Consider the following 23,836-nt stretch of genomic DNA (forward strand, 5'->3'; position numbering starts at 1 on the left):
TCCCGGCCTTTGTCACAGGAGGCCGGGACCGCTGTCCCCATGAACCGGAAGGCGGAGTGCCATGACCGCCGCCGATGTCAGGCGGTACGGCGGCCGGACCGTCGCCGAGCGCAAGGCGCAACGACGGCGTCGGTTCGTGGACGCGGCCACCCGCATCTGCGCCGAGCGCGGCTGCTTCGGCTGCTCGCTCAGCGATATCTGCGCGGCGGCGTCGCTGTCGAAGCGGCAGTTCTACGAGGAATTCCACACTCTCGACGAGGTGCTCGTGGCGGCCTATGGCCGGATCCAGGACCGAGCGGCCGTCGCGGTGGCAGGCGCGCTCGCCGGTCGATCCGTGCCCGTCGAACCGGCCGAGGCCGTCCGCGCCGCGCTGACCGCCTATTTCGCCGCGATCGAGAGCGAGCCGGACGGCGCCAGGTTCGCCGTGCTCGAGGTGAGCGGTGTCGGTGAACTCGCCGCACAGCAGTGCCGGGCGCACGCCCACCGATGGGCCCGGCACACGCTGGAATTCCTGGCGGCGACCGGGACGCGTTCCGACGACGACGCCGTCCGGCTGCTGACCGCCACGGTGAACGCGGTCGCGCGCGAAGGGCTGTCCCGCGCGCCGGAGCTGCCGCCGTCGAGCCTGGTCGGGCTCCTGACGGGCATGGCGATGCTGGTGGTTACGCGAGGGGCTTCGGCAGATCGCGGGGCAGTGGCTTGGTAGCCAGCCGCTCGGCGGCGTCCTTGGACATCCCGAACATGCGCAGGACCCGGCCGGTCACCTGATCGGTCAGCTCCCCGGCGTCGGCCTCGGGTGTACTGTCCAGTAGCTGGAGCAGCCCCAACAATGCCCCGCCCGCGGCCATCATGGCCATCTCGATATCCATCGGGTCGAATCTGCCTGCCTGCTGCGCGGCCGCGATATCGCGGCGCGCGCGGGGAGCGAGGCCCTCGTCGCGAACGAGGATCGATGTGCCCGAGTGCAGGATCACCCGGACGCCTTCGGGGAAGTCCCGCTGCATCCGGCCCGTCATCCGGAAACTCACCGCGAACACTTCCGCCGGGTCCCGATAGTCCGCGACCACGCCGTCACGAAGCACGCCGTAGGTGTTCAGGACGCTGCGGACGGCTTCCTCGAACAGCTCGTCCTTCGAGGAGAAATGGTTGTAGAACGACCCGAATCCGACGTCGGCGGCATCGGTGATCTCCTGGATGCTCACCGCGGTGCGCCCCTCGGCCAGCAAGGCGGTGGCCGCGGTCAACAGCGCATTGCGCGTGCGCGCCCGGCGCCTGTCCACCCGATTCCGCGTGGTGGGTGCGGCTGTCATCGAACCTTCCTCCCCATCCCGGCCTACGCCCGGGGTCCGATCGCTCGCGCGATGCCCCGGAACGCCTGGCGCCGAATCGTGCTCCGAACCCGGTCCAGAACCGACGTCGACGATGTGACGGCCGGGGCGGTGCCGAACCGGGGGAACAGGGCCAGCGCGTTGACGCGCTCGACGGCGCGGCGCTCGGTGTGGTCCAGACCCGCGTAGGCGTCGAGGCCACCGCCGAAGTAGAGGACCGCCGGGTCGGGGGCGAACGGCCAGTCGCTGCCGTAGAGGACGTGGCCCGGCCGGGCGAACGACAGCAGGCTCGGCAGCGCCGACGCGCTCGAGGACAGCGCGGTATCGAAGTAGAACCCGGCGAACTCGTCGATCAGGTCGGCCGGGCTCACCCCCGTTTCGCTGAAGATGGTGAGCGCCAGCCGGTGGGCCGCGTAGGGGACGAAGCCACCACCGTGCGACAGGACGAACTTGATGTTCGGGTACTTGCGTCGAATCCCGTTGCGCACCAGCAGATAAGCGGCTCGGGTCGTGTCGAGGAGGAAGTCCGCGGCAAAGGGTAGGACGCCGGAGACCGGCTCGCCGGGAAGGTCCGCCGGATGGATCAGAACGACGGCGGCACGCTCGTCGAGCACGCGGAAGAGATCGTCCTGACCCTCGGACCCGAGATAGTGCCCCGCGGCGTTTCCGAGCAGGACCACTCCGTCGGCGCCGAGCGTGTCGAGGGCTCGCTCGGCTTCCAGCGCGGACGCGCGCGCGTCGGGCATGGGCACCGTGGTCATGAACCCCAGCTGCCCCGGATGGGCGGCCGCGATCTCGGCGGAGTGGTCGTTGAGAGCCTGGGCCAGCGCCGTGGCCTCGGCGGGGTCGGTCAGGAACGTGGTTCCGGGCGTGGACACCGACAGAATCGCCGAGCAGATACCCGCGGTCGTCATCAGGCGCAGGGCCGAGTCCGGTGACCAGTCCGGCAGCTCCCGGCCGCCCGGAGCCGTGATGCCGTGGCGGCGCAGCGCGTCACGGTAGACCGGCGGGATCATGTGCTGATGCACGTCGATGCGGTCCGCGTTCATCGGGTCCTTCCGTTCATGGTGGCCACGGTGAGCGGATGTGTGACTACACCATCGGCATGTATGTGATGATTATATCAGTAACGATGACACTATATCTATAGTGATGAAAATGTCAGCACATCGGTCGAGTCGTCCATTGCGCTGGTCGTCGTGATGGATCATCATTGATGAAACAGTCACTAACGATGAGCTGGGGTCGCGCGCTGTACGCCACACCGGCGGAGAGGGTCGGTTCGGATGTCGAACCCGCGGCGCGGCGTCGCCCTGCCTGCGGTCGGAGTCCTGTGCTCCGCCGCGCTGTTGATCTCGGGATGTGGAACCGGCGCCCAGGACGGCGGTGCGGGATCCACGGCCGCCATGTTCGTCGACGACGCGGGCGAGGTCTACCTCGGTCAGTCCGCGCACTGCGCCGGGACGGGTGGATCCACCGAAACCAACGGATGTGCCAGCGGCAGCCAGCCACTCGGCACCGCGGTGACTTCACCCGCCGTGCCTCCACCAACGGCACGCCCCAGGGCGATCGGGTCTACAGCTATGGCAACTCGCGATTGCGCGGCGGCCTGCCCGGCCTGTCGCCGCAGCGAGGGGAGAGTCTGGCCGACGACAGCACGCTCGGCGGGTGGACCCACGCCCTGAAATCACCGACCCCGGGTATCCCGGGCGACAGTGGAAGCGCCTTCCTCGATGCGGAAGGGCGGGCGATGGGCACGCTGTCCACCCTGGGGCTCGGGCTGCCCGTCATCAACAATGTCGGCGATATCAGCCGTGAACTCGCCTATGCGCGAGCGCATTCCGGGATTCCCGGGTTGCGGCTCGTGCTCGGAACCGAGGGATTCGACCCGAACCGGTGACACCGGGGCCTACTCGCCCACTTCGAGCGGCAGGTCGGGGTGTACGGGCAACTGGGGGAGTGGTCCGGAGCTGAGGCGCTGCGCGGTCCGCTTGGTCACGCCGAACATGCGCAGGGCCCGATACGCCATCTCGTCGGCGAGTGCCGCCGCGTCCGCGTCCGGGTCGGCATCGAGCCGCTGGAGCAGTCCCAGCAGGGTCCCGCCCGCGGCCATGACCGCCAGATCCGGGTCCATCGGTTCGAAACGACCGGCCTCCTGCGCGGCGACGATATCGTGCCGGGCCCGTGGCGCGAGCCCTTCGTCGCGCAGCATGACCCCCATGCCGGAATGCAGGACGACGCGCACCATCTCGGGCAGCAGGCGTTGCAGCCGCCCGGTGAGCCGGAAGCTGACCGCGAAGATCTCCGCCGGGTCGTCGTAGCGAGCCACGACCTGATCGCGCATCTCGCTGTAGACCTCGAGCGCGGACCGGACGGCTTCGTCGAAGAGCTGTTCCTTGGAATCGAAGTGGTTGTAGAAGGAACCGAACCCGACGTCCGCCGCGTCGGTGATCTCCTTGATGCTCACCGCCGACTTGCCCTCCGACAGGAACTTTCGTGCCGCACCGAGCAGCGCGGCGCGGGTGCGTTCCCGGCGGCGGTCGCTGCGCGTGGGTGTGGTCTGTTCGGCTGTCATCTGCCCTCCACCTCGAGTTACCGCGGCAATCATAACTGATGGGATGTTCAGTACCGATGCGCGCGGGACTCGTGACGTGGGGCGTCGGTCGGTCGCTGTGGGTACGGCGAGGGACCCCCAGCGACCGACGTACTGACGGCTCAGCCGATGGCGCCGGACAGGACGGGAAGCATCTTGTCGACCTGAGCTTCCCAGTATGCCCAGGCGTGGACACCCGAGGACGGGAAGTCGTAGGTCACGGTGGTGGCGCCCAGTGATGTCATCCGAGTCTGGAACGACCGCGAGTTGGTCAGCGACAGCGCCTCGAGTGCCGATCCCTCGGCGCCCTGCTTGCTCGGTTCCCTGGCCTCGGACGGCACACCATTCGCGGCCGAAACCCACAGCCGGGTCCCGTTCCGGATGAGGGCGGGTGCCAGGAACATGGGATCCATCCACTGCCATTTGTCGGAGGTCGGCGAGCTGATCATGCACGCGATATTGTAGCCGCCTGCCTTGACCATGGCGGCCGAGATCGCTCCGCGCATGCCCGGAGCCGAGGGGTTCAGGTATCCGGACAGCGACGCGGCGTAGCTGAACTGGGCCGGGTGATGAGCGGCCAGCGCGAGCGCGGCACTACCGCCCATCGAGAGCCCGATGACACCGTTGCGCGTGGGGGACAGGCCGAGTCGTTCGTGCAACGCGGCGGGCAGAACCCGGGTCAAGAAGGTTTCCCAGGTGTAGGTGTACGACTTTCCCGGCCCGGTGTCGGTATCGGGCACGGAATCACCCGCTATTTCGGATACCGCGCTCTCCGGTAGAGACGACGGACGATCCCAATCCATATAGAAACTGGACTGCCCGCCGACCGGCATCACGACAGTGATGTTGTGCTCGGTCAGTGTCCTGGCGACCTCGGTTTCGATCTCCCAGCCGTTGAGGTCCTCGCGTGCCCACATGCCATCCAGGGCATAGACCACGCGCTGGGTGTTTCCGTCGGCCGCGCGGAATACGCGAGTCTTGACGGGACCCATATCGGATTCGACCCAGAAGTCGACGCCGGTGGGGTTCGCGGCGCTCGCGCGCGGTGTCGCCACCAGCACCAACGCGAGTGATGCGAACAGGGCCAGCCACAATGTCATTCGGGAGAGCGCGATCAACGCTTCGTCTCTTTCCAAGGGTTGTCGGAGCCAGTTCGGCACTGGTCACCGGGCGTATGGATCAATCGGTCGTGGTCGCCGAATTCCAGCTTTCGCCGGAGCGGGGGCACCTGGCCGCGATGTTCGGCAGCCGCGTATCGAGAACCAGCGCGGAGGGCGGGTGGCTCCGGAACGCGCGAGCGCCGGGCGCGCGGGTGTCCACCGCGCGCCCGGCATCCCGATCGCTACTTCGCCTGCTGGTCGCTCTGCACCGACGGCTGGTTGATCGTGGTGTAGTACTGGGCCGCGGCGAAGATCGCCACCGGCGCGGCGATGAGCAGCTGTCCCGCCAGCACACCGAGGAAACCACCGGCCGCCACACCCGCGATGCAGCCCTGCGCCTCGGACGGGAGTCCGCCGAACATGGTCGCGAGCGCGCCGGTCAGTGCCGCGCCGGTCACGCCGCCGATGACGCAACCGACCGCCGCGCCGCCGATCCCGCCGACCATGGCTCCGATCGAGGCGCCGAGTCCGATCGTGCTCGTCATCCTGGCCCAGGCGTCCCTTTCCCGGTCGTAGTCGTTCTTCCAGGTGGCCTGATCCTCGTACGGCAGGGCGACCGGCTCGTAGTGCGCCTTGTCGAGGGTGAACTGCGGGGTCAGCGTCGCCGTCCGCTCGCCGACCTCGGCGGCGATGGGGAAGACGAAGTCGTCGACGCGGAACGCCAGTTCGGTTCCGGCGAGGACCTTGCCGTCCGGTGCCTTCACCTTCAGCGCGCCGTCCTCGACGACCAGGGAACCCGCGTCGATCTGGACGAGCGTGGACGTGTCGGTCGTGGTCGTCGTGTAGTTCACGACGCCGAGGTCGGCGGCCGGGGTGGCATAGGCCGTGTCGGTGCCGATGGCCAGCGCGCCGATCAGGATCGCTGATGCGGCGGTGAGGTGCTTGATGCGCATTTCTGTTCTGTTCCTTCTTCGTGATGGGGGAGATTTCCCGGGCGGGTCTGGTGGGCGGATCAGCCGAGTGTCGACAGCCAGTCGTGCAGCCAGGTGACGGCGGTGTGCCCGCTGTCGACGGGGTAGCTGCCGTAGCACATGTGGGTCCCTGATCCGTAGAAGTGCGCGAGCTGACGCGCGCGTTCGTCGCGAGCCGCGTCGGTGAGCTCGCCCTGTCCGTCGGCGGATCGCAGGGCGGTCAGCATTTCCGCCGCTGTGGTCCGGTAGCGGGGAAGATCCTCGGGATGGTCCGCGCGGACTCCGGCCAGGGCGCTGGCGATGGCGGTGACGAAGTCCTCGTCGTCGGTCGAGCAATACAGATCGCCGACGGCGCAGATCGTGCGGACGCGGCCGGTGACCGAGCCGAACCCGCCGGGACGCGGCCCTCGGACGCCGACGCCGTGGGCGGGCGGGCCGACCTGGGTATCGGCCCGCGATCGCTGGGGATCGGAGAGCAGGCCGACGGCCCGTACGCGATCCGGCGCACGACGCCACCGCCCCGGCCGATCTCCGCCACCAGATCGCCTGCGGCGTCGGCGCCCTGGCTGTAGCCGATCACGGCGAAGTCGGTGCCGGGGCAGCGGTCGGCCGTGGTGCGGATCAACTCGCGCGCGGTATCGACGGCGACCTGCTGCGACGCGCCATAGACCTTGCCCTCCCAGGGGAAGGCCGTCGCGGGATAGTCGACATAGGTGACCTGCTCGCTCGCGGGCAGACCGTCGGTCACCCCGGCGAGCATGCCGGGGCCCGTGGTGTGCCGGGCCGCACCGGTTTCCCAGGTGCCCGGAATCGCGATGACCGAGAGGCCGGGGCAGCCTGGATCCGCTGCGGCGTCGCTCGTCACCGTGCCGGTTGTTCCGGTCGTGAGCGCGATCGCCGTACCGGCGGCCAACACGATGGCCGCGGTGTGCATGTTCGTCCGCACGGTCGTGCTCCTTCGTCGATCGGCGCTGGGTCGGCAGGAGCGTGACCGGCGTCATCGGCGGATCTGCGCCCTGGTGGTATAAAACGTCACAGATGATGTTCTGATCAGTCAATCGTCGTCAGAGAACTCTCAAGCAATCGGTAAACCTCCGACAGGAAGCGTTTCGACCGGCAGAGGAAGTGAATTCAGGTGAACGCACCGACCACGGCGCGCACGACGCCGCTGCGCGACGTGGCCGCCCGTGCGGGTTCCGCCGTTTCGGGTGAGCGCGGGATGGTGCTGGTCGTCGACGACGACGCCGACGTCCGTGAATCGCTGGAACGTGGTCTGCGCCTCAACGGCTTCGCGGTGTGTACCGCGGCCGACGGCGCCGCCGCGCTGTCCGCGACCCGCGACCAGCTACCCGACGTGGTGGTACTCGACATCGAGATGCCGGGCCTGGACGGCCTGGCCCTCATCACCGCCCTGCGAGCACTCGGCAACGATGTGCCCATCTGTGTGGTGAGCGCGCGCACGCGGGTATCGGACCGGATCGAAGGACTCGAGCTGGGCGCGGACGACTATCTGACCAAGCCGTTCGACTTCGTCGAACTGACCGCGCGGTTGCGCGCGCTGCTGCGACGGCGCGGCAGTGGCTGGAGCGCCGCGCAGGAGTCGGTGGTCGTCGGGGCATTGCGGGTCGAGTTCGCGGCGCGGCGGGTGACGGTCGGTGGCCGCGAGATTTCGTTGACGCGGCGGGAATTCGAGCTGATCAGTGTCCTGGCCACCCACCACGGGGCGGTCGTGACCCGCGACCGGCTGCTGGAGACGGTGTGGGGATACGACTTCCGGCCGCAGACCAATGTCGTCGACGTCGTCGTCGGGCACATCCGCCGCAAGCTCGAGATCGACGGCGCGCCCCGCGTGCTGCACACGGTGCGCGCGGTCGGATTCGTGCTCCGGGAGGAGCGGTTGTGAGGGGGAATCTCTCCCTGCGAACACGGGTCGCGGTGGCGGCCGCGACCGGAACGACGCTCATCGTGGGGGCGCTCGCCGTCTTCCTGTTCGTCGCGATCGAGCGGAACAACATCAGGCACGTCGACGAGCAACTGGACGTCATGACCGGTCTGGTCGAAGCGAATGTCGGTACCGCGCAACTGTTCATCGGCAGCCTGCGCGATGGTGGCGTCGCCGCGATCACCCTGCATCAGGACGGCACCGTCCTCGCCAGCACGTCCACGCGGCTGCCGGAGCTGCCCGAAGGGCATCAGACACTGGCGATGGAGGATGTCGGCTACCGCGTCAAGACCATGGTGGTCGGGCAGTCTCCGATCGGCCCCCACCTCGTGTCGGTCGCCGCGCCACTGTCGGCGGCGGAATCGGTGACCCGGGAACAGCGTCAGCACGTCCTGCTCGCCGGAGCGGCGGCGATCGCGGTGGCATCGGGCTTGGGCTGGATACTCGGCGGCCGGGCGATCCGGCCGATCGTCGACCTGACCCGCCGCATCGATGCCGGTGATGCCCTGCCCGAGGCGGGTGGTCGGTTCCGTGTGCGCGAAGCCGATCGGCTCGCCGTCTCGGTGCGGTCCATGCTCGCGCGGATCGACTCCGCCCAGCAGCGCACGATCGCGGCTCTCGACACCGCCCGGACGTTCGCGAACACGGCCGCCCACGAGCTCCGCACCCCGCTCACCGCCATCCGCACCGACATCGAGATCGCGCGAGATGTCGAACTGCGCCCCGCCGAGCGCGCGCAGATCCTCGACGACGCCCTGCGCAAACACGGCCGGGTGGAGTCGACGCTGGTGGCACTGGAGTTGCTGGCCGCGGGCGAACTGACCTCGCGTCACGTCAGCGAACCGGCCGACCTGGTCGAGCTGGCCTACGTGACCGTCGCCGACGCGGCACGAACCCACCCAGAACTCGACGTGGCCGTCTCGGGTGAGCAACGAGCGGACTGCCAGTGCTCTCCGGCCGGGGTCCGCCTGATCCTCGACAACGGGATCACCAATGCCGTCCGCCACGGCCGGGCCACCCGGATCGAGATCGCCGTCCACCGAACCGCCGCCGGATTCCTGCTGACGGTCGACGACAACGGTGTCGGATTGCCCGAGGACGAACGGGACGTGGTGTTCGGCCGATTCCGGCGGGGCTCGGGCGCGGCGCGGGAAGGATCGGGCCTTGGCCTCGCCCTGGTCGCACAGCAGGCCGAATTGCACGGCGGGCGTGCGGAACTGATCACGAGTCCGCTCGGCGGCCTGCGGCTGGCCGTCGTCCTCGCCTGCCCCGAACCCGGGGTCGTGGGACCGTCCGAGCTCGCCGACCCCGGCGATCCGGTCAGGGAACGGTCGGGGACGCGATCATCGAGGAGTCGCGCCGCGACATGACGGCCGATCTGTCATCGAGCAGGGGGAGAGGCAAGAACACGATCGCCTTGACTCCGCCGTGGTCCGACTCGGTCAGCCGAACCTCGATCTGGTTTCGGCCTGCGAGGATCGAGACCACGATCAACCCCATGCGCGCATCGCTCGACAGGTGCATCAGACCGAAATCCGGTGCGCTGCCGAGTATCCGATTGACTCGGTTCAGTTCCTGCCGGGACATTCCCCGCCCTCGGTCGGCGACCTCGACGACCGCGCCACCCCGGACGAGGCCGCCCGAGACCGTGACGGGTGCGGTCGCGGAGGAGAAGTAGGTGGCGTTCTCGATCAGCTCGGCCAGCAAGTGGATGACGTCGGCGACGACTTCGCCATCGACCGAGACATCGGGGAAACGGTCGAGGGCGACCCGCGTGTAGTCCTTGGACTCGGTGATCGCACCCCGCACGACGTCGCTGAGTGTCACCGGATGCCGCCATTGCCGTCCCGGGCGTTCACCGCCGAGGATGATCAGATTCTCGGCATTGCGGCGTTCCCGGGTGGCCAGATGGTCGAGTTCGAACAGCAGCTCCATCTTGTCCGGGTCCTCCTCGTGAGCTTCCGCGGCATCCAGAACTTCCAGCTGGCGATACGCCATGGCCTGGCTGCGGTGTGCGAGGTTCAAGAAGATCGCGTTGACCGCGCCGCGGGTTCGGACCTCGGCCATCGCCGCGGACACCGCCGCGCGCTGGGCGGTGTCGAAAGCCTCCGCGAGCTCGCCGATTTCGTCGTCACCGAAGTCGGTCGGAGGTAGCACCGAGTCCAGCTCGACTGTCTCACCAGCGTTGATCCGGGCCAAGATCGCGGGCAATTCGGTGTCGGCGACGGCCAGCGTGTGCAGTCGAAGGCGCCGGAGTCGCCGAATGAGTCCGCTCGCCAACCAGGAGGTCAGCACGAAAGTCGCTATGGCGATGATCAGCGCCGCGAGCACGGTCAGCGTGGAGGTGCGCGCCGCGTTGTCCGCGATATCGGTCGCTCGCTGCTGGACACCGACGAAGTTGGATCGCCACAGCGTCAGCAGGCCGGTCGCGATGAGTTCCAGAATCTGCTGTGCCGCTGCGGAATCGGCGGACAACGGCCGGGGCAGGTCGTCGTCCGAGCCGTAGGTGGCCGAGGTGGGGTGTGCCGGGGTGGAGGCCGCGCCTCTGGCCACCACGGTGTTCTCGAACTCGACCAGTTGTCTCCACTGTGGGCTCGAGGTCAACTGCACGATCTTCTGCCGGACGGTGGGATTGTCCTTGTGACCCAGGGAGTCCAGGTCGGCGTGGTACGCGCCGACCCTGTTGGCGAACGCTTGCAACGTAGCCTGATCCAGCGCTGTGTCGATATCGGCGGCGGCGAGGAGCGCGTGCACCGCGGCGATGGCGTCGGCGGTGCGCAGCAAGGTCGCGGTCGTGGTCAACGCGATCGCGCTGTCCGCGTCGGGAGCTCTGGCGACCAACGCCTCGACCGCGATCGTCCCGGTGGCGGTGAGCAGGCCGTACGCCTGGTACACCTCGTCGACTGTCGAGGCACCGCTATCGGCACGTGCGCGCACGTCACCGAGCCGACGGACCGTGTCACGCAGCTGGTGAGCGGATTCGTCGAACGCGCCGGTGGTGAGTTCGCTCAGCGACGCCGCGGCCTCCAGGAGCGCCGCGCCCGCGGCGTCGACGCGAAGGCGCCTGCTACGGAGCTCGTCGGCGCCGCGCTCCGGGTGTGCGACGTGAACCATCGCCAACCGGCGCTCCTGCAGCATGGCCTCGCTGAAGTCCACCGCATGCGGCGCCGCGCGTAGGACGAGCTCGGCCCACGCCCGATTCTGCCGGTTCTCCTCGACGAGGTGCAGGCCCACCGCGGTCACCGCGGTAGCGAAGACGATGCTCGGGACGAGCACGATGGCCATCACCCGTGCGCGAATTCCCGTCAGCGACGCCGACTCGGCGGTGCGCGCGGGGGTGTCGTGGCGGATCGGAGTCTGCGTCATCCCACTCCGTCTGCTTCGGAAGCGGGCGGCGCGGGCTCGGCGCACGCTCGATTCCTGCCGGTCCCGCTCGATTCTCATGGCTCGCTCCCTTTGATTGATGAAAGAATCACATGCGATGCGAACATCAGTCAAATGGTGTCGTGCGAGCGACGTCGGTGCGTCCTGGGTGGCAACCCGGTGTGCCGGGTCGCGCTCCACCGTGGGTTGCCGTCGGTGCGCGGTGTCCATGGTCCGGTGTCCGGATGCGTCGACAACCTCTCCGTCGGATGCTCGCCCGCGAAACAGTCCGAAGACACCGCTCGAGTGCGCCGAACCCTGTCGGCTCCCGCCGCTATTGTGCTCGAATGGTCGATTCGGATACGGCAGTGCGCCGCCTGACCCGCGAGGCGGGAAATCTCCTGCAGCCCTACGGCTTCCACGGCGCCGACGCCCGCTGGGTCCATCTCGCCCCCGAAGGTGTCGCCACCATCCGGCGCACCCGCGTACAACGCACCTGGACCGAGGGCCAGCAGGTCCTCACCTTCGGCCTCGAACTCACCGCCACCCCACGAGCCTGGTGGGAACACTGCGCCCGCCGCGACACCGAACTCGGCCTCCCGCCCACCCCCCTCGACCAGGCCACCGGCCCCGGCCTCCTCGACTCCATCGGTCTCCCCGCCGACCTCACCACCCCCTGGACCCTTCACGCCGACCCCACCCGCCCCGGCCGCCACGCCGACCCCACCGACCTCGCCACCATCCGCGCCGACCTCCCCCGCCGCATCCACGCCTACGCCCGCCGAGCCCTCCGCCTCCTCGACCCCGCCCACCACGCCCGAGAACTCCAAGCCACCCACCCGGAAGCCACCGAACCCCTCCGAATCCTCTTGGCCACCTACCCCCCGACCTCCTCCAGAAACCCCCATCTACCAGCCGATTAGTACCTACACCGACCAGTGCGGTAATCTTTCCGAGCACCCGGCAACGGGCGCAAGAACGGGCTGTGGCGCAGCTTGGTAGCGCACCTGACTGGGGGTCAGGTGGTCGCAGGTTCAAATCCTGTCAGCCCGACAACGAAAACCCCCTCTGACCTGGGTCGGAGGGGGTTTTCTCGTGCCCGGAGATTTGACGTGGTTTGGTCAAACTACACAGAAACTCAACAGTTTCGAATCTGATCAGGCGTCCAGTGTTTCGCCGCCGCGCTCTCGGCCGCGGTCGAGATGCTGTGTGAACAAGGGCCGCCGTGCACGTCGTGCGGACGCGCCGGAGGGTGGCGGCGCGGGCATGCCTCCCGGTGTCCGCACGCCTAGCGACGTCGTTCGTCTCGCGACACCAGGCGGCTGCGATCGGTTCTAGGTGCGGCCCCCGCTCTGTGGACATGCGATGCATAAGCTGAGTGGCACCCACGCCGTGGCGGCGGTGTAGGACGCAGGGGAAGGTCTCGCCTCAGTGAGCAATGTTGTTGAGGCAAGACACCTGTCCGAGAGCTCTCGAAGGTGGGTATTCGTCACGTCGGCCCGGCAACGTACTTGTACACCTCTGATATGTGCCGGGGATCGGACTGATGAATCGCCCTTGCATTCTAGGTCGGGCGCAGGTACTTCACTCCCGCAGACATCGAGTCCGACGAACCCAGCTGGTTTGTCAGCATTGTGGAAAGCGAAGTCGCGCCGCTGCTGGGCGAATGCTGGTTCGACAGCCCGGAGACCGCGACACAGGCTGGCGCGGCGAGAACAAGCGCTGACCACCTCATGGAGCGAGGACGGATCTCCTGTCGAGACGACGAACTTACCGCCGACACCGCACGAAACCAGTACATCTGCTCCGCGCTGCGATAGGCGGCCGGGCCCTGATCCTGGGTGATGAGTGCCCATTAGCTTGGTCTGACCAGGGAAGGCGAGAAGATTCACTCGATGTACAAGGATCACTACATCGACGAGTTCCGCCGCGGCACGGTCGCGCTTTACCGCGACGACGCAGACGCGACGGTGGTCGTTATCGCCGCCGACCTCGGCATCTCCCACAGCTCGCTGACAGCGTGTCTCAACATGGGCGGCGTCCCGATCCGGAAACCCTGAACAAATCCGGTCCCCGAGTCCGCCACCGAGGAAGCCCCCGAGCAGGAAACGGCCCGCCTGCGGGCAGAGCTCGCCCAGGTGAAGGCGGAGAAGACAAAGCTCGGGACCGAGCGTTACATCCTGCGATCGGCGGACAAATATTTCGCCGGGAGACGCGCTGTTGGTCCGCTTCCAGTTCGTCGCCGACCACTCCGACACCTTCGTGGAGAAGCGGTTATGCCAGGTCATCGGCCTCGCCCGCTCGTCGTACTACGCCTGGATCAGGTGCCGCCGACAACCGAGCAGTCCGCGCTGATGCTGAACTCGCCACCCGGATCCGTGCGGTCCACGACGCCGATACAGCTGCGGGGCCAGGATCACCGGCGAGCCCAACCACGGTGCAGCCGCCGGCGGGCGGATCGACCACAAACGCGTCGCAAGGCTCATGTGTGAGATCAACATCGAGGGATTGCGGCTTCGCCTCCGGTATCGAACCACCGCGCCCAGTTCTGCCGATACCCCGGCCCAAGACCTGGTCCTCCTCGATTTCGCTGCGTCGGCACCGGGCACCAAATACTTCGGTGACATCACCTACGTGCCGTGCAAAAGACGGCGAGTTCTCATACTTGGCCACTGTGATCGACTGCTTCTCCCGCCGTGTGGTCGGCTGGTCGATCGCTGACCAAGTGCGCACCGAACTTGTCGAGAACGCCCTCACCGCCGCAGCGCGACCTGCGGCAGTCATGCCGCGGCGATCTTCCTTCCATGCCGACCACGGAAGCAGTACACCGCAACGGCGTTCGCAGGCATGTGCGCGAGGCTGGGTGTTACCCAGTCGACAGGAGAGGTAGGCGCAAAGCTGACAACGCTCTTGCGGAATCGTTGAACGCCACCGTGAAACGCGAGACGTTGGAGGGTGCGGCACGGTGGCGAATCACCGCGAGACCCGAAGCCCACGCTGCGGGACGCAGGGCCCTGCGTAGGGGTGCCAACGGCATCGTGACCCGTCGATGCAGTCTGTCGTGGCGACGGCGGCTGACGCTAGGCTGCACGAACTGAATGGATGAACGAGAGCGAGTCGGCGAATGCCGGTGATGGCTACTGATGAACCGCCCCATGCGGGACCGCGTCGTAAGGCAGGTATATCGGCGGTGCCTTGCACGCAGCGAGAGCTGTCCCGGTGTGACGGTGCCGGTTCTGGTTCGGTCACCGCCACCCGCTCGCAGTTCGATGTGAGTGCAACGGGTTTGGACCGCGCCAGCCGCGAGTACGTAACGCTGGCGGGACAGCGATGACCCAGACGCGGCGGCCTCCCCGCGCGCAAGACTCGCGCGCAGTGCTGATCGGTGCCAGTACTTTTTCGGACTATCCGGAGTTGCCGGCAGTTGCCAACAACCTGGCAGACCTGCAGAGCGCGCTCACAGTCGAGGGTGGAGCTTTCACTTCAGATAATTGTTCGGTCATCGTCGATCCCAGGACGCCAGGAGACATCGGCCCAGTGATCCTGCGCGCTGCTGCGGAAGCCACGGATACCCTCTTGGTGTACTACGCCGGACACGGTCAGCCGGACTCGAGCGGACGATTGCATCTCGCGTTGACTACGTCTCACCCAGATCAGGTTCAATGGAGCGCTCTACATATCGACGTACTGCTGACAGCGATACGTGAGTCTCCCGCGAGAGCACGCATCCTTATTCTGGACTGCTGCTATTCCGGCCGCGCACTGGCGGTCATGTCCGACGAATCTGCCGCGGTCGGAAACGCGATCCACATCGCTGGGGCATATACGATCGCTTCCAGCGCGCCCAACGCCCCTTCGCTTGCCCCGCCAGGAGACCGTCACACGGCGTTTACCGCTGCTCTGTTGGATACCGCCCGGTCGAACCGCGGCATCAGCCTCGACAAGCTCTTCACTACCGTCCAACGCAAACTCCGTAATACAGGCCACCCTGAACCGCATCGCAATTCCTCGGATAGTGCCGGACGCCTTGTCCTGTTCCCCCGGACAGACTCCGACCGAGAGTCCAGAGCAGCTCCATGGCAGACGACCGTCTCGCCGATCCCAGACTTGAGCTCCTCGGTTCAGCCGATCGGCTCTGTGGGTGACGTGCGTTCGATTCCCCGGTTCGGTGGCAGGATACACGCAACAGTCACCGGCGTAGACGCCAAAGGCATCGCCGTCGTGAGCAGTTCAGGACTGACGGGGATCATCTCTGGCAACGAGATCGACGCCGCAAAGCCCAGCGACCCCCGTGGTCGTATCGACCCCGGCGCCGTAGTCGTCGCTCGTTTCCTCAAACTCACCGACGACGAGACGTTCGCAGAACTGTCCCTACGCCGACACGAGTGTGAAGAGAAGTGGCCTGAAATGATCGAGCGGCACCGGCGCCGCGACATCGTCAGAGGTCGTGTGCTCCATCACGGCGTCAACGGACTTCACCTTGCAGTGGAAGATCATGTGCGGGGTTTCGTTCCCTGGGTACACGCGCAACTGCACGATACGGATCCAACGCCGGCAGTAGGAACCGTTGTCGCAGCTCGAATTCGGAAGCTGGATCGGGGCTTGCATCGTTTGCTCCTCAGCCGTCGACATGTGATCGATCTCGGGCCGGTTCGCCACGCCAGCTACGGTGACGAGCACGCCGACTACGCTGCCGAGGCAGCGCGGGCGGCGAGTTTGCTGCAGACAGCGTGCGGGCCCCACGTCAGGTTGCCGAGCATGCTCGGAAGCGGTCTCGGTTGCTTCGTGACGCTCGAAGACCTGTGCGAGTGGGTGCCGATGCTTTCTCGCAAGGAGCTCGGCTCCTTGGGTCGAGTGCTCTCTCGCGCAGGCGGCCCGGCCGCCAATTCCGTGAGCAGGATCGATCTCGAACAGATGCTGGTGCGATTGGAACGTGCTCGACGCAAGCTTGCACAACTGCCTGTTGTCGTGCGGGCCTGAGCATTCTGCGAGGATCCGGATGAGGGCCGGTCTATGTCCTCGACCCCCACCCGAGCCCAGGGTGTTGCGTGGCACGGCCAGCTCGGACATTGTCCGACCCAGACGCACCAGGGTGAAGCTGTGCCGACCACCTGGATCGACACACCGACCACCTGGGTCGGTAGAGAAAACCCTACCAGCGCAGGTGGGTACGGACCCGGCCATGGAATCGCCAATGATTCCTCGGAACTCGGCGAGTCGGGAAAAGATCGCCCTTCGCAATGGCGTTCAGTCGGCAGACGCGGTGCCGCCTGGCTGTTCGGAGAGCTTGTTGATCTCCGTGACAAGTTCGATCGCATTTACGCGCTTGGCATCAACCTCGAGCTCAAGGCCGCGCGGGTTACGAAGGATGACCTTCACATCAGAGCGGCGATTGATCAGCCAGGTCGTCAGCGATGTTCCCAAGGCCCCAGCGAGCCCGCCTCCGACGATCTCCGCCACCTGGTAAATGTCGCCCATCTGACCATCACTGATCTCGGCTGAACGCAGCATCACGCGGCCACGAAGCGCGTCGTCACGCTTGAACCAGTCCACGAGACTCAGTAGGTCATCGACGTTGCCATCGGTGCGGATCGACAGTGTCTCCTGCAAGTTCGGCATACGTTCATCCTTGAGCAACGGAGCCGCGAGGGCAATATCTCGGTCCTTGTTGCCAGCTCTCCGAGCGGCTGAGCACTTCCCTGGCTGCGGTGTCGGCGCACGCGATCCTCGTGACTGGCGATGCCGACGAGCGATGCACGGCATTGTGTGGATTGGCCCGCCGTGACCAAGGCGCTGTAATCGGACCAGCGCGCGTGCCCGCCAGCGGCCCGGGGCCAGTTGGGTCAGCACTGGTTTGCCGAGTATGCCGAGCTGGCGTGGTGGTCTACCGCGTCTCATCGCGGTCGGCCGATGGTGGTTCGTCGTCCGCAGGCTTCATCGCTGCGTCGATTGCGTAGATGTCCCAACGGTATTCCTTTCCGATTCGTATCGGCCTCGGCCGCCAGTGGGGCATGTGGGGATCGCGGGCCCAGCGACGCAGTACTTGTGCGTGGAGGTTGATGTGGGCCGCAGCAACTTTGGTGCTGACCCAGCGGCGAAGTGGTGGCCGCGGTGGGCGTGAGGGGTCAGCGGACATGGCCGACCACCCGAATGGCTCCGACGTGATATGTCTCGATCGGCAAACCGGAGCAACCCAGCGAAGGTAGGCACCCCGACGGGGTGCCTACCTTCGGCGTTTACGTGATTTCGCTGGGTCCGGTCGAGGCGACCGTCACCAAGCGTTGAGTGATGTCTGGGCCGCTAATTTGCCGTAGGGCGGGCGTTCGAGATCGGCAAGCCATGCGCAGCGCCGAAGGCGGTTCCGTGTGCGTACTGTGCGCGGCGGTGTTTGGAATTTGCATCGGGCACCTTGTATCTGCCCTTAGCAAAGACTCTTCCGCTTCCAGGAAACCTGAAAGCTGCGCGATTCGCCATTGAGATCCGTGCCCCTCGATATTCGGATGTACGGCAGATCGACAAACGATCGCCCGGCGGCACTGTGAAGCTTCCCCAAATGTGGCTGAATGCGTGACCCGATTCAGTCCCGCATCTGAGGTTCCCCCGCTTCCTCGGAGGGCTCCGACTGTGGTCCGATAGGACCGGAAGGAGTCATTCGTGGCAGCACCGAAGAAGTACCCGGACGAGTTGAAGGCGCGGGCCGTGCGGCTGTATCGGGAGTCGGACCCGAAGCCGACGATCCGGAAGCTGGCCACCCAGCTAGGAGTGCATCACGAGGCGCTGCGGCTGTGGATCCGCCAGGCCGAGACCGATGCCGGCGAACGAGACGCCAAGCCGACGACCGACATGCTGGCCGAGAACCGGGCCCTGAAGAAGCGGGTCGCGGAACTGGAGCGAGTGAACGCCGTATTGCGTGATGCGAGTGCGTATTTCGCCTCGGAGCTCGGCCAGACCCGGCGGTGATCGTGGCGTTCGTCAGCGAGCATCCGCAGCACCCGGTCGAGCTCGTACTACGGGTTCTGGGCATCGCGTCCTCGACCTATTACGGCTGGTTGCGGCAGGCGCGGGAGCCGTCGCAACGGCGGCTGGCCGACCAGGAGTTGCTGGCCGAGATCGTCGACATCCATACCAGCTCGGGCGGAACCTACGGGTCACCGCGGATCCATGCGATGCTGCGCCGGCGGGGGATCTCGGTCGGCCGCAAACGAGTCGAGCGCCTGATGCGGGGCGCCGGTTTGCAGGGCGCGTTCCTGCGCAAGAAATGGCGGCTGGGCTCGACCCGGCAGGATCGGCGTGCCACTCCCGCCCCGGACCTGGTCAACCGCGACTTCACCGCCGGTGAGCCGGACCGATTGTGGGTTGCCGATGCCACCCGCATCGTCTGTGGTGAGGGCGTGTTCTGGTTGGCCGCGGTCCGCGACGCGTTCTCGAACCGGATCGTGGGCTGGAAGTGTTCGGACCGGTGCGACACCGAACTGGTCCTCGGTGCTCTCGAGTACGCGGTCTGGACCCGCGATGTCCGGGACGGGCAGCTGGTTCATCATTGCGATCGCGGGTCGACCTACACGGCGATCTGAGGTTCCCCTGAAGTAGTGGACATCCGAGATAGCGGGACCATCGGTCCCTGAAAGGATGTTCATCATGCCTCGTCCGCGTCGATCGTATTCACCCGAGTACCGGGTCGAAGCCGCGCACCGAGTCATCGACTCCGGGCGGCCGGTCCGCGACATCGCCCGCGAACTCGATGTCCACGAGAACCTGCTCCACAAATGGGTGCGTGAAGAACGCCGCCGCATGAGCGCAGCGGGTCAGGACGCAGCACATGGCCCGAATAGTGTTGTTGGGCAGGAGCTTTCCTCTGACGAGAAGGCCGAGTTGGTGCGGTTGCGGGCCAAGGTCGCCGAGCGGGCCAAGGACATCGCGTTCCTGGAAAAAGCGTCGGCGTACTTTGCGGCAAAGCATCCAAAGTGAGCAGGTTCGAGCTCATGGCCTCAGAGCGCGCCGACCACGACGCGACCAGGATGGCGAAGCTACTCGGCGTGTCGACCTCGGGCTACTACCGACACCTGCAGGTCCGCGCAGCACCGCAGGCCACGCCGCGGGTCCAGCGCCGTCGCGACCTGGAGGTGAAGATCCTCGCCCACCATCGCGCATCGAAGGGCACCTACGGGTCGCCGCGGATCACCGCGGATCTGCGGCACGAAGGTGAAGCCGTCTCGGCCAACACCGTTGCCGCGATCATGGTCGACCTCGGGATCGAGGGGATCAGTCCACGCACGTTCAAGACCACCACGGTCGTCGATCCGGCCGCGGCGTTCCCGCCTGATCTGGTCGGGCGTCGCTTCGATCGCGGCCGACCGGACTTGGTCTGGTCCTCGGATATCACCTACCTGACCTGCGGTGAGGGTGACATGTTCCTCTGCGCGATCCGCGATGAACATTCCCGGCGAGTGTTGGGATGGCGCGTCGCTGATCACATGCGTTCCGAACTGGTCATCGGCGCGGTCGATGACGCGGTCTTCGTGCGTGGTGGTCGGGTTCGGGGTGTGATCTTGCAGTCCGACCGAGGAACCCAGTACACCGCGTTGGCCACCGCTGCGGCCTGCGCCGGGCACGGGCTGCTGCGGTCGATGGGCGCGACCGGGATCTGCTGGGACAACGCCGGCGCGGAATCGCTGTGGTCGACCTTCAAACACGAATACTATTACCGGCACAGCTTCGCTACGAAGGTCGAACTGGTTGCCGCGGTTGACAATTGGATGCGGTTCTACAATCATCGGCGGCGTCACTCATCGATCGGGATGCGTTCACCCATCGATTATGAGTTGTCCCTCAAGACGGCCGCGCAAGCAAGCTAACCCCGTCCACTTTTGCAGGGGAACCCCAGCCCATCTCAGTCGACGCGGATGATTAGCCTCCATATCCTGGACGAGCTGATAGCGCAGCTCACCTGCGAGATCACGTAGGGCCAGGAGCAACATCCCGCTTACCGGTTGGGTATGTATCGATATCGCCAGACGTCAAGTCAGCCCGCCATCTGACGGCCTGCTCCGGTGATGTTGATTCGCCACCGCACCATCTCCACACTGCACCCGAACTCCCACGCCGCCTCGTCCAGGCTTTTGCGCCGCTTAACCAGCGCCCACGCAGCTTTGGCGGGTATAAGCAGGGCCCCGGCTAAGAAGTTGGCTTCATCCTCGTGATCGGCGTTCCATGTCCGGCATCCGCGGCCGTCGTGAATTGGGGCAGGAGGATGCAGGCGAAGTCCATGGCTCAGTTCGTGAGCGATATCGCTCGACTGCCGTCCTGGGGTGTGAGCCTCGTTGTGGACGATCACCCGCCGGGTTCCGCTGAAGAGCGTCAGCCCGGAGAAGCTCGATGCATCCTCGCCGTGCAGCACGCGGATGGCGTCGCCGATGCTTGGTTCGCGCGCCTCAAGGTCGCTGAGCGTGAAGACAGGGATATCCAAATGATCTGCGAGTCGACGGGGGTCGAGCCGCTGATACTCGGTCAGTCCAAGTTCTTTGCGGGTTTCGACCGCGAGCCGCTCTGCCTCAGCCTTGAAGCCCCTGTAGTACCCCATCGCGCTTTATCCCTCCAGAACCTTGTATGTTGCCCGCACCACTTGCTCCAGGGCCTCGGCGACCTCCGGTCTGAGACTTCTGTCGGCGCGTAAATATGTTGAGAACATGGCTAGCGGCTCGGCGTGATCCGGCTTGCTGTGGACTCGCACGACGAAGTCATCGGCACTCAGCCCGGCCCAGTCGACCAGCGCGGCAAGGCTGTCAACATCCGGCCGTTTGCCCTGAGCGAGACGGGTCAAGGTGGACTGGCTGACCTTCGCCCGCTGGGCGACGTCCTTCCACATGAGGTTTCGGGCATCCCGCTCGGCATTGAGTGCTGCATAGAACGCCCCTGCGTCGAATGATCCGCGATCAGACATGATTTCCTTTCGACATGTGACGTCTGGTTGCACTTCTGCAACCGGCCTGCTATCGTCCAGTTTGACTGTAGACGTTCGGTTGCAGAGGTGCAATCGAACTGGCATCGAGGAGCGTCGTGAACGTCTTGATGATCGGCTACGACCTGAATCGACCAGGCCAGAAGTACGAAGAGCTGATCGAGTACCTGAAGTCCCAGGGCACCTGGTGGCACCAGTTGGACTCGACCTGGCTGGTGAAAACGCCCTTAACTGCGGTGGAGATGCGCAACGCGGTGAAGGCACGCGTCGATGCGAACGACGAGGTACTGGTCGTCAACGTGACCGGCGACATGTGGGCAACGTTCGGAATGTCAGACAAGGGTAACGCCTGGTTACAGAAGCACATGGACGGCTGACAATGCCGGTCAAGTGGACTGTTCCAAACGAAAGGGCGAATCATCAGCACCAACAGGCTCCACACTCGCAACGGCCGCCCACTCCAGGTTGACTGCCTCAAGATTTACTCGCGGTCAGGCAAGTACGTCGGTCGGATTGACCGCGGCAAGGTCTTCGATCCGCGTGGACGCTACGCCGGAACGATTGTTGGTGACCGCGTTGTCTTTCGGGGTAGCGACAGCGCTGTCACCGGCAGTCCTTCGGCTTCCGCTTCGCGCGCGGGATGCGGTGCACCCGATATCGGTGGTTCTGGGCTGTGGGGCGACGAACCAGCATTTCCTGACTGAGTAGCACGAAAAGACCTCATGGTGCGTCGGATGCGAGAAGGAGGTGGAAATGGCAAAGGGCAAGGTTACGAGTCCGAAAGCTGCGAAAGCAGCGTCGAAGGTACTCAAGGATGGCCGTACAGGCAAGGCGTCGAAGACGGCTGCTGCTTCGGCGTTGGCGCAGACGCCAAGTAAAAAGAAGTAGGAGCGGCGGGGTCGGACATCAAGTCCGACCCCTTTCTGCGCGGCTGACTCACCGAACGACTCTCTGTCTGATGAATCGAATGATCGGAGATGACATGGCACCAACAGCAAATGCTTGGATTTCACGATCCGAGGGCCTTGATCGTGCGGTTGGGAAGGTGGTCGCGTGGTTCCGCCGAAACGGCGATAACTACCAGCGCCGCGCGCTTCTCACACCGCAGAAGGCGGACGTGGCGCACCCTGATCCGATCCTGGCTCAGTATATTTCAAACGGCAATGTCGGTAGTCTAAAGGGAACCTCGGCCACGCCGGGTGGACCAGTGCTCGCACTGATTCCTACCCCTGGGCTCCTCTCTGTAGCTGTTCACCTGGCTGACGGTCAGATGCTTGGCGTTGTCGAGCACGCTCCAGGGGAAGTTGCCGGATGGGCGGCGGCGACGGGTGCTCTGAACCTCGCCACCGGCGAACCAACGCCCGCAGTGCCCCGCAGATTCGTGCGGCTCTTGAAGACCTGCATGCTGCGGGCTACAACGGTTACGCCCGGAGCAAGGAATTGTACTTCAAGACTCTCTATACGCCGCCGATCAAGACGCTGACCGGCGCGGGATACTCGTTCGATTTCGTTGCGTCGTATCTAGCTGCCCTGAGCGACCATCCGAGGAACTGGGACGACCTCAAAAAGATCTATCTCTAAGCTGAGCCGGCTGGTGTACCGGCGCTCGTCAGATAATTTCGCTGTCATAACTCAAAGATAGTCTTGCCTGCGATGCTCGGAATCCAGTCGGTGAGTGCGTCCATCCGAACGGCATACCCCACGGCTGTGTATCCACTCATGGTTTTGCTGCGGCGTTCGCCTACGAAAATTCCGACAACTTCCCAGGTAGCGCCGCCCCGTCTTGCGATAATTGGACTTCCCGAACACCCAATCGCGCCCGGTTCGTTTAGTTCATAGAAGTACCTTCCCTTGATTCCGAGCAGCGGTACATCCGACAGCCGCCGCCGGATGTACCCTTGCAAGTAGAATAAATCTGGACGATTGACGATTTGCCCGTGTTCTTCTAGCTCTTGCACAACGTCGTCGGGATACGCCCACTGCATGTATTCAAACGACGAGTGTTGAGGTTTCGGTGATGGTCGCAAGAAGGATAGATGCGGGAGCGCCGGGATGTTGAGCAATGCAACATCCTCTGAGGGGTGTGTTTCGTTCTGAGCAACGTCATGGGCAGACCAGCCTCCATCGCTGCCGATCGTCATAACACAGAGAACGTTGCCGTCTTGAGGGCCTAGTGTGTGCACATTCGTTAGAGCAAAACCGCCCGATCCAACCAAGAAGCATGTTCCTCGAAATTGCTCAAAGCGGTAGACATTGTCGGTTACGCTCGCTTCTATTAGAGGAAGGACGTAATTCCGAATCGGCTGGTCAGCTTGGATTGTCGTCTCCTTTGATCCATGGTCGAGGGACGCATCCGGACCCCGCGCTGCTGCAATGCCTTCCACCCGCTGCCCTTGGCCTTACCCGACCGAACGGGCAACGGCGTTCAGCGACTGCCCTTCACTGTAAAGCCTGACAGCCCACTCGATCTCAGCTTCGGTCATCGGCTGGTTCCGCATCTGCACGCCGTGTTCCTGAAGGATCTTGAGCAAACCACCCCTGGACAGCCCGTACCGCTCGCACAGCAGGGTTGTCAACGCGC

Annotated in this window: 28 protein-coding genes and 1 tRNA gene; 16 read left to right on the plus strand and 13 right to left on the minus strand. The window is 65.5% G+C overall.

What is annotated here, in order from left to right; translation table 11 throughout:
• The first annotated feature begins 61 nt into the window (after window positions 1-61).
• Window positions 62-706 (plus strand): TetR/AcrR family transcriptional regulator, encoded by a 645-nt coding sequence (locus QC180_RS24925; RefSeq protein WP_278265244.1) that lies wholly within the window; start codon window positions 62-64, stop codon window positions 704-706.
• Here QC180_RS24925 and QC180_RS24930 read toward each other — a convergent pair.
• Window positions 663-1,310 carry a TetR/AcrR family transcriptional regulator gene (locus tag QC180_RS24930; protein ID WP_278265245.1) on the minus strand — a complete coding sequence of 216 codons (648 nt, stop codon included), beginning with the start codon at window positions 1,308-1,310 and terminating at the stop codon, window positions 663-665. The two genes, QC180_RS24925 and QC180_RS24930, sit on opposite strands and share 44 nt — an antisense overlap.
• A 23-nt stretch (window positions 1,311-1,333) precedes the next feature.
• On the minus strand, window positions 1,334-2,377 hold the full coding sequence (locus QC180_RS24935) for an amidohydrolase family protein (RefSeq protein WP_278265246.1): 1,044 nt from the start codon (window positions 2,375-2,377) through the stop codon (window positions 1,334-1,336).
• 440 nt (window positions 2,378-2,817) lie between these two features.
• Between QC180_RS24935 and QC180_RS24940 the strand changes: the two genes are divergently transcribed.
• Window positions 2,818-3,228, plus strand: coding sequence for a hypothetical protein (locus QC180_RS24940; protein WP_278265247.1), 411 nt, complete (start codon window positions 2,818-2,820; stop codon window positions 3,226-3,228).
• A gap of 9 nt (window positions 3,229-3,237) precedes the next feature.
• On the opposite strand, the gene QC180_RS24945 is transcribed toward QC180_RS24940, so the two are convergent.
• The 5 genes from QC180_RS24945 to QC180_RS24960 form a co-directional block, all read right to left on the minus strand.
• Window positions 3,238-3,903, minus strand: a complete 666-nt coding sequence (locus QC180_RS24945; protein WP_278265248.1) for a TetR/AcrR family transcriptional regulator — start codon at window positions 3,901-3,903, stop codon at window positions 3,238-3,240.
• Window positions 3,904-4,043: 140 nt separating this feature from the next.
• Window positions 4,044-5,021: an alpha/beta hydrolase gene (locus tag QC180_RS24950; protein WP_278265249.1), complete on the minus strand. Its 978-nt coding sequence runs from the start codon at window positions 5,019-5,021 to the stop codon at window positions 4,044-4,046.
• Between the two features lie 242 nt (window positions 5,022-5,263).
• Window positions 5,264-5,974, minus strand: coding sequence for a DUF8020 domain-containing protein (locus QC180_RS24955; RefSeq protein WP_278265250.1), 711 nt, complete (start codon window positions 5,972-5,974; stop codon window positions 5,264-5,266).
• A 59-nt stretch (window positions 5,975-6,033) separates the two neighbouring features.
• Complete coding sequence (locus QC180_RS30270; RefSeq protein WP_347567350.1) at window positions 6,034-6,219, minus strand: hypothetical protein; 186 nt, start codon at window positions 6,217-6,219, stop codon at window positions 6,034-6,036.
• Window positions 6,213-6,938: a cutinase family protein gene (locus tag QC180_RS24960; RefSeq protein ID WP_347567351.1), complete on the minus strand. Its 726-nt coding sequence runs from the start codon at window positions 6,936-6,938 to the stop codon at window positions 6,213-6,215. The genes QC180_RS30270 and QC180_RS24960 overlap by 7 nt, the downstream gene beginning before the upstream one ends.
• Before the next feature lie 273 nt (window positions 6,939-7,211).
• Between QC180_RS24960 and QC180_RS24965 the strand changes: the two genes are divergently transcribed.
• Both QC180_RS24965 and QC180_RS24970 read left to right on the plus strand, forming a co-directional pair.
• Complete coding sequence (locus tag QC180_RS24965) at window positions 7,212-7,895, plus strand: response regulator transcription factor (RefSeq protein ID WP_278265422.1); 684 nt, start codon at window positions 7,212-7,214, stop codon at window positions 7,893-7,895.
• Window positions 7,892-9,304, plus strand: coding sequence for a sensor histidine kinase (locus QC180_RS24970; RefSeq protein WP_278265251.1), 1,413 nt, complete (start codon window positions 7,892-7,894; stop codon window positions 9,302-9,304). Before QC180_RS24965 ends, QC180_RS24970 begins: the two co-directional genes overlap by 4 nt.
• Here the strand turns inward: QC180_RS24970 and QC180_RS24975 are convergent.
• Window positions 9,255-11,300: a nitrate- and nitrite sensing domain-containing protein gene (locus QC180_RS24975; RefSeq protein ID WP_278265252.1), complete on the minus strand. Its 2,046-nt coding sequence runs from the start codon at window positions 11,298-11,300 to the stop codon at window positions 9,255-9,257. The two genes, QC180_RS24970 and QC180_RS24975, sit on opposite strands and share 50 nt — an antisense overlap.
• A 344-nt stretch (window positions 11,301-11,644) precedes the next feature.
• Here QC180_RS24975 and QC180_RS24980 point away from each other — a divergent pair, with 344 nt between their 5' ends.
• From QC180_RS24980 to QC180_RS24995, 5 genes are all read left to right on the plus strand, one after another.
• Window positions 11,645-12,220: a hypothetical protein gene (locus QC180_RS24980; RefSeq protein ID WP_278265253.1), complete on the plus strand. Its 576-nt coding sequence runs from the start codon at window positions 11,645-11,647 to the stop codon at window positions 12,218-12,220.
• A 56-nt stretch (window positions 12,221-12,276) separates the two neighbouring features.
• Window positions 12,277-12,350: transfer RNA gene (locus QC180_RS24985), tRNA-Pro, on the plus strand.
• An 842-nt stretch (window positions 12,351-13,192) separates the two neighbouring features.
• Window positions 13,193-13,357 (plus strand): hypothetical protein, encoded by a 165-nt coding sequence (locus QC180_RS24990; protein ID WP_278265254.1) that lies wholly within the window; start codon window positions 13,193-13,195, stop codon window positions 13,355-13,357.
• Between the two features lie 560 nt (window positions 13,358-13,917).
• Complete coding sequence (locus tag QC180_RS30415; protein WP_474646531.1) at window positions 13,918-14,187, plus strand: DDE-type integrase/transposase/recombinase; 270 nt, start codon at window positions 13,918-13,920, stop codon at window positions 14,185-14,187.
• 440 nt (window positions 14,188-14,627) lie between these two features.
• A complete protein-coding gene (locus QC180_RS24995) occupies window positions 14,628-16,277 on the plus strand; it encodes a caspase, EACC1-associated type (RefSeq protein WP_347567352.1) in 1,650 nt (549 codons plus the stop codon).
• Between the two features lie 267 nt (window positions 16,278-16,544).
• Here the strand turns inward: QC180_RS24995 and QC180_RS25000 are convergent, their stop codons facing one another.
• Window positions 16,545-16,916, minus strand: a complete 372-nt coding sequence (locus QC180_RS25000) for an effector-associated constant component EACC1 (protein ID WP_278265256.1) — start codon at window positions 16,914-16,916, stop codon at window positions 16,545-16,547.
• A gap of 1,035 nt (window positions 16,917-17,951) precedes the next feature.
• On the opposite strand from QC180_RS25000, the gene QC180_RS25005 reads away from it, so the two are divergent.
• The 4 genes from QC180_RS25005 to QC180_RS25020 all read left to right on the plus strand — a co-directional run bounded on the left by QC180_RS25005 (window position 17,952) and on the right by QC180_RS25020 (window position 20,152).
• Window positions 17,952-18,257 (plus strand): transposase, encoded by a 306-nt coding sequence (locus QC180_RS25005; RefSeq protein WP_278265257.1) that lies wholly within the window; start codon window positions 17,952-17,954, stop codon window positions 18,255-18,257.
• 2 nt (window positions 18,258-18,259) lie between these two features.
• A complete protein-coding gene (locus tag QC180_RS25010; protein WP_278265258.1) occupies window positions 18,260-18,871 on the plus strand; it encodes an IS3 family transposase in 612 nt (203 codons plus the stop codon).
• 64 nt (window positions 18,872-18,935) lie between these two features.
• Complete coding sequence (locus QC180_RS25015) at window positions 18,936-19,265, plus strand: transposase (protein WP_278265259.1); 330 nt, start codon at window positions 18,936-18,938, stop codon at window positions 19,263-19,265.
• A complete protein-coding gene (locus tag QC180_RS25020) occupies window positions 19,262-20,152 on the plus strand; it encodes an IS3 family transposase (protein ID WP_278265260.1) in 891 nt (296 codons plus the stop codon). The genes QC180_RS25015 and QC180_RS25020 overlap by 4 nt, the downstream gene beginning before the upstream one ends.
• Window positions 20,153-20,319: 167 nt before the next feature.
• Here the strand turns inward: QC180_RS25020 and QC180_RS25025 are convergent, their stop codons facing one another.
• Together QC180_RS25025 and QC180_RS25030 are read right to left on the minus strand one after the other, a co-directional pair.
• A complete protein-coding gene (locus QC180_RS25025) occupies window positions 20,320-20,877 on the minus strand; it encodes an ImmA/IrrE family metallo-endopeptidase (protein ID WP_278265261.1) in 558 nt (185 codons plus the stop codon).
• Between the two features lie 6 nt (window positions 20,878-20,883).
• Window positions 20,884-21,237 (minus strand): helix-turn-helix domain-containing protein, encoded by a 354-nt coding sequence (locus QC180_RS25030; RefSeq protein ID WP_278265262.1) that lies wholly within the window; start codon window positions 21,235-21,237, stop codon window positions 20,884-20,886.
• Between the two features lie 116 nt (window positions 21,238-21,353).
• On the opposite strand from QC180_RS25030, the gene QC180_RS25035 reads away from it, so the two are divergent.
• The 3 genes from QC180_RS25035 to QC180_RS25045 all read left to right on the plus strand — a co-directional run bounded on the left by QC180_RS25035 (window position 21,354) and on the right by QC180_RS25045 (window position 22,836).
• Window positions 21,354-21,632 carry a hypothetical protein gene (locus QC180_RS25035; protein WP_278265263.1) on the plus strand — a complete coding sequence of 93 codons (279 nt, stop codon included), beginning with the start codon at window positions 21,354-21,356 and terminating at the stop codon, window positions 21,630-21,632.
• A gap of 376 nt (window positions 21,633-22,008) precedes the next feature.
• Window positions 22,009-22,143, plus strand: a complete 135-nt coding sequence (locus QC180_RS25040) for a hypothetical protein (protein WP_278265264.1) — start codon at window positions 22,009-22,011, stop codon at window positions 22,141-22,143.
• A gap of 423 nt (window positions 22,144-22,566) precedes the next feature.
• Window positions 22,567-22,836, plus strand: coding sequence for a hypothetical protein (locus QC180_RS25045; protein WP_278265265.1), 270 nt, complete (start codon window positions 22,567-22,569; stop codon window positions 22,834-22,836).
• 44 nt (window positions 22,837-22,880) lie between these two features.
• On the opposite strand, the gene QC180_RS25050 is transcribed toward QC180_RS25045, so the two are convergent.
• Together QC180_RS25050 and QC180_RS25055 are read right to left on the minus strand one after the other, a co-directional pair.
• A complete protein-coding gene (locus QC180_RS25050; RefSeq protein ID WP_347567353.1) occupies window positions 22,881-23,639 on the minus strand; it encodes a trypsin-like peptidase domain-containing protein in 759 nt (252 codons plus the stop codon).
• A 15-nt stretch (window positions 23,640-23,654) separates the two neighbouring features.
• Complete coding sequence (locus tag QC180_RS25055) at window positions 23,655-23,831, minus strand: hypothetical protein (protein WP_278265267.1); 177 nt, start codon at window positions 23,829-23,831, stop codon at window positions 23,655-23,657.
• Between the last annotated feature and the right edge of the window lie 5 nt (window positions 23,832-23,836).

Source organism: Nocardia anocheti (genome assembly GCF_029675105.1).
Lineage (GTDB): Bacteria > Actinomycetota > Actinomycetes > Mycobacteriales > Mycobacteriaceae > Nocardia.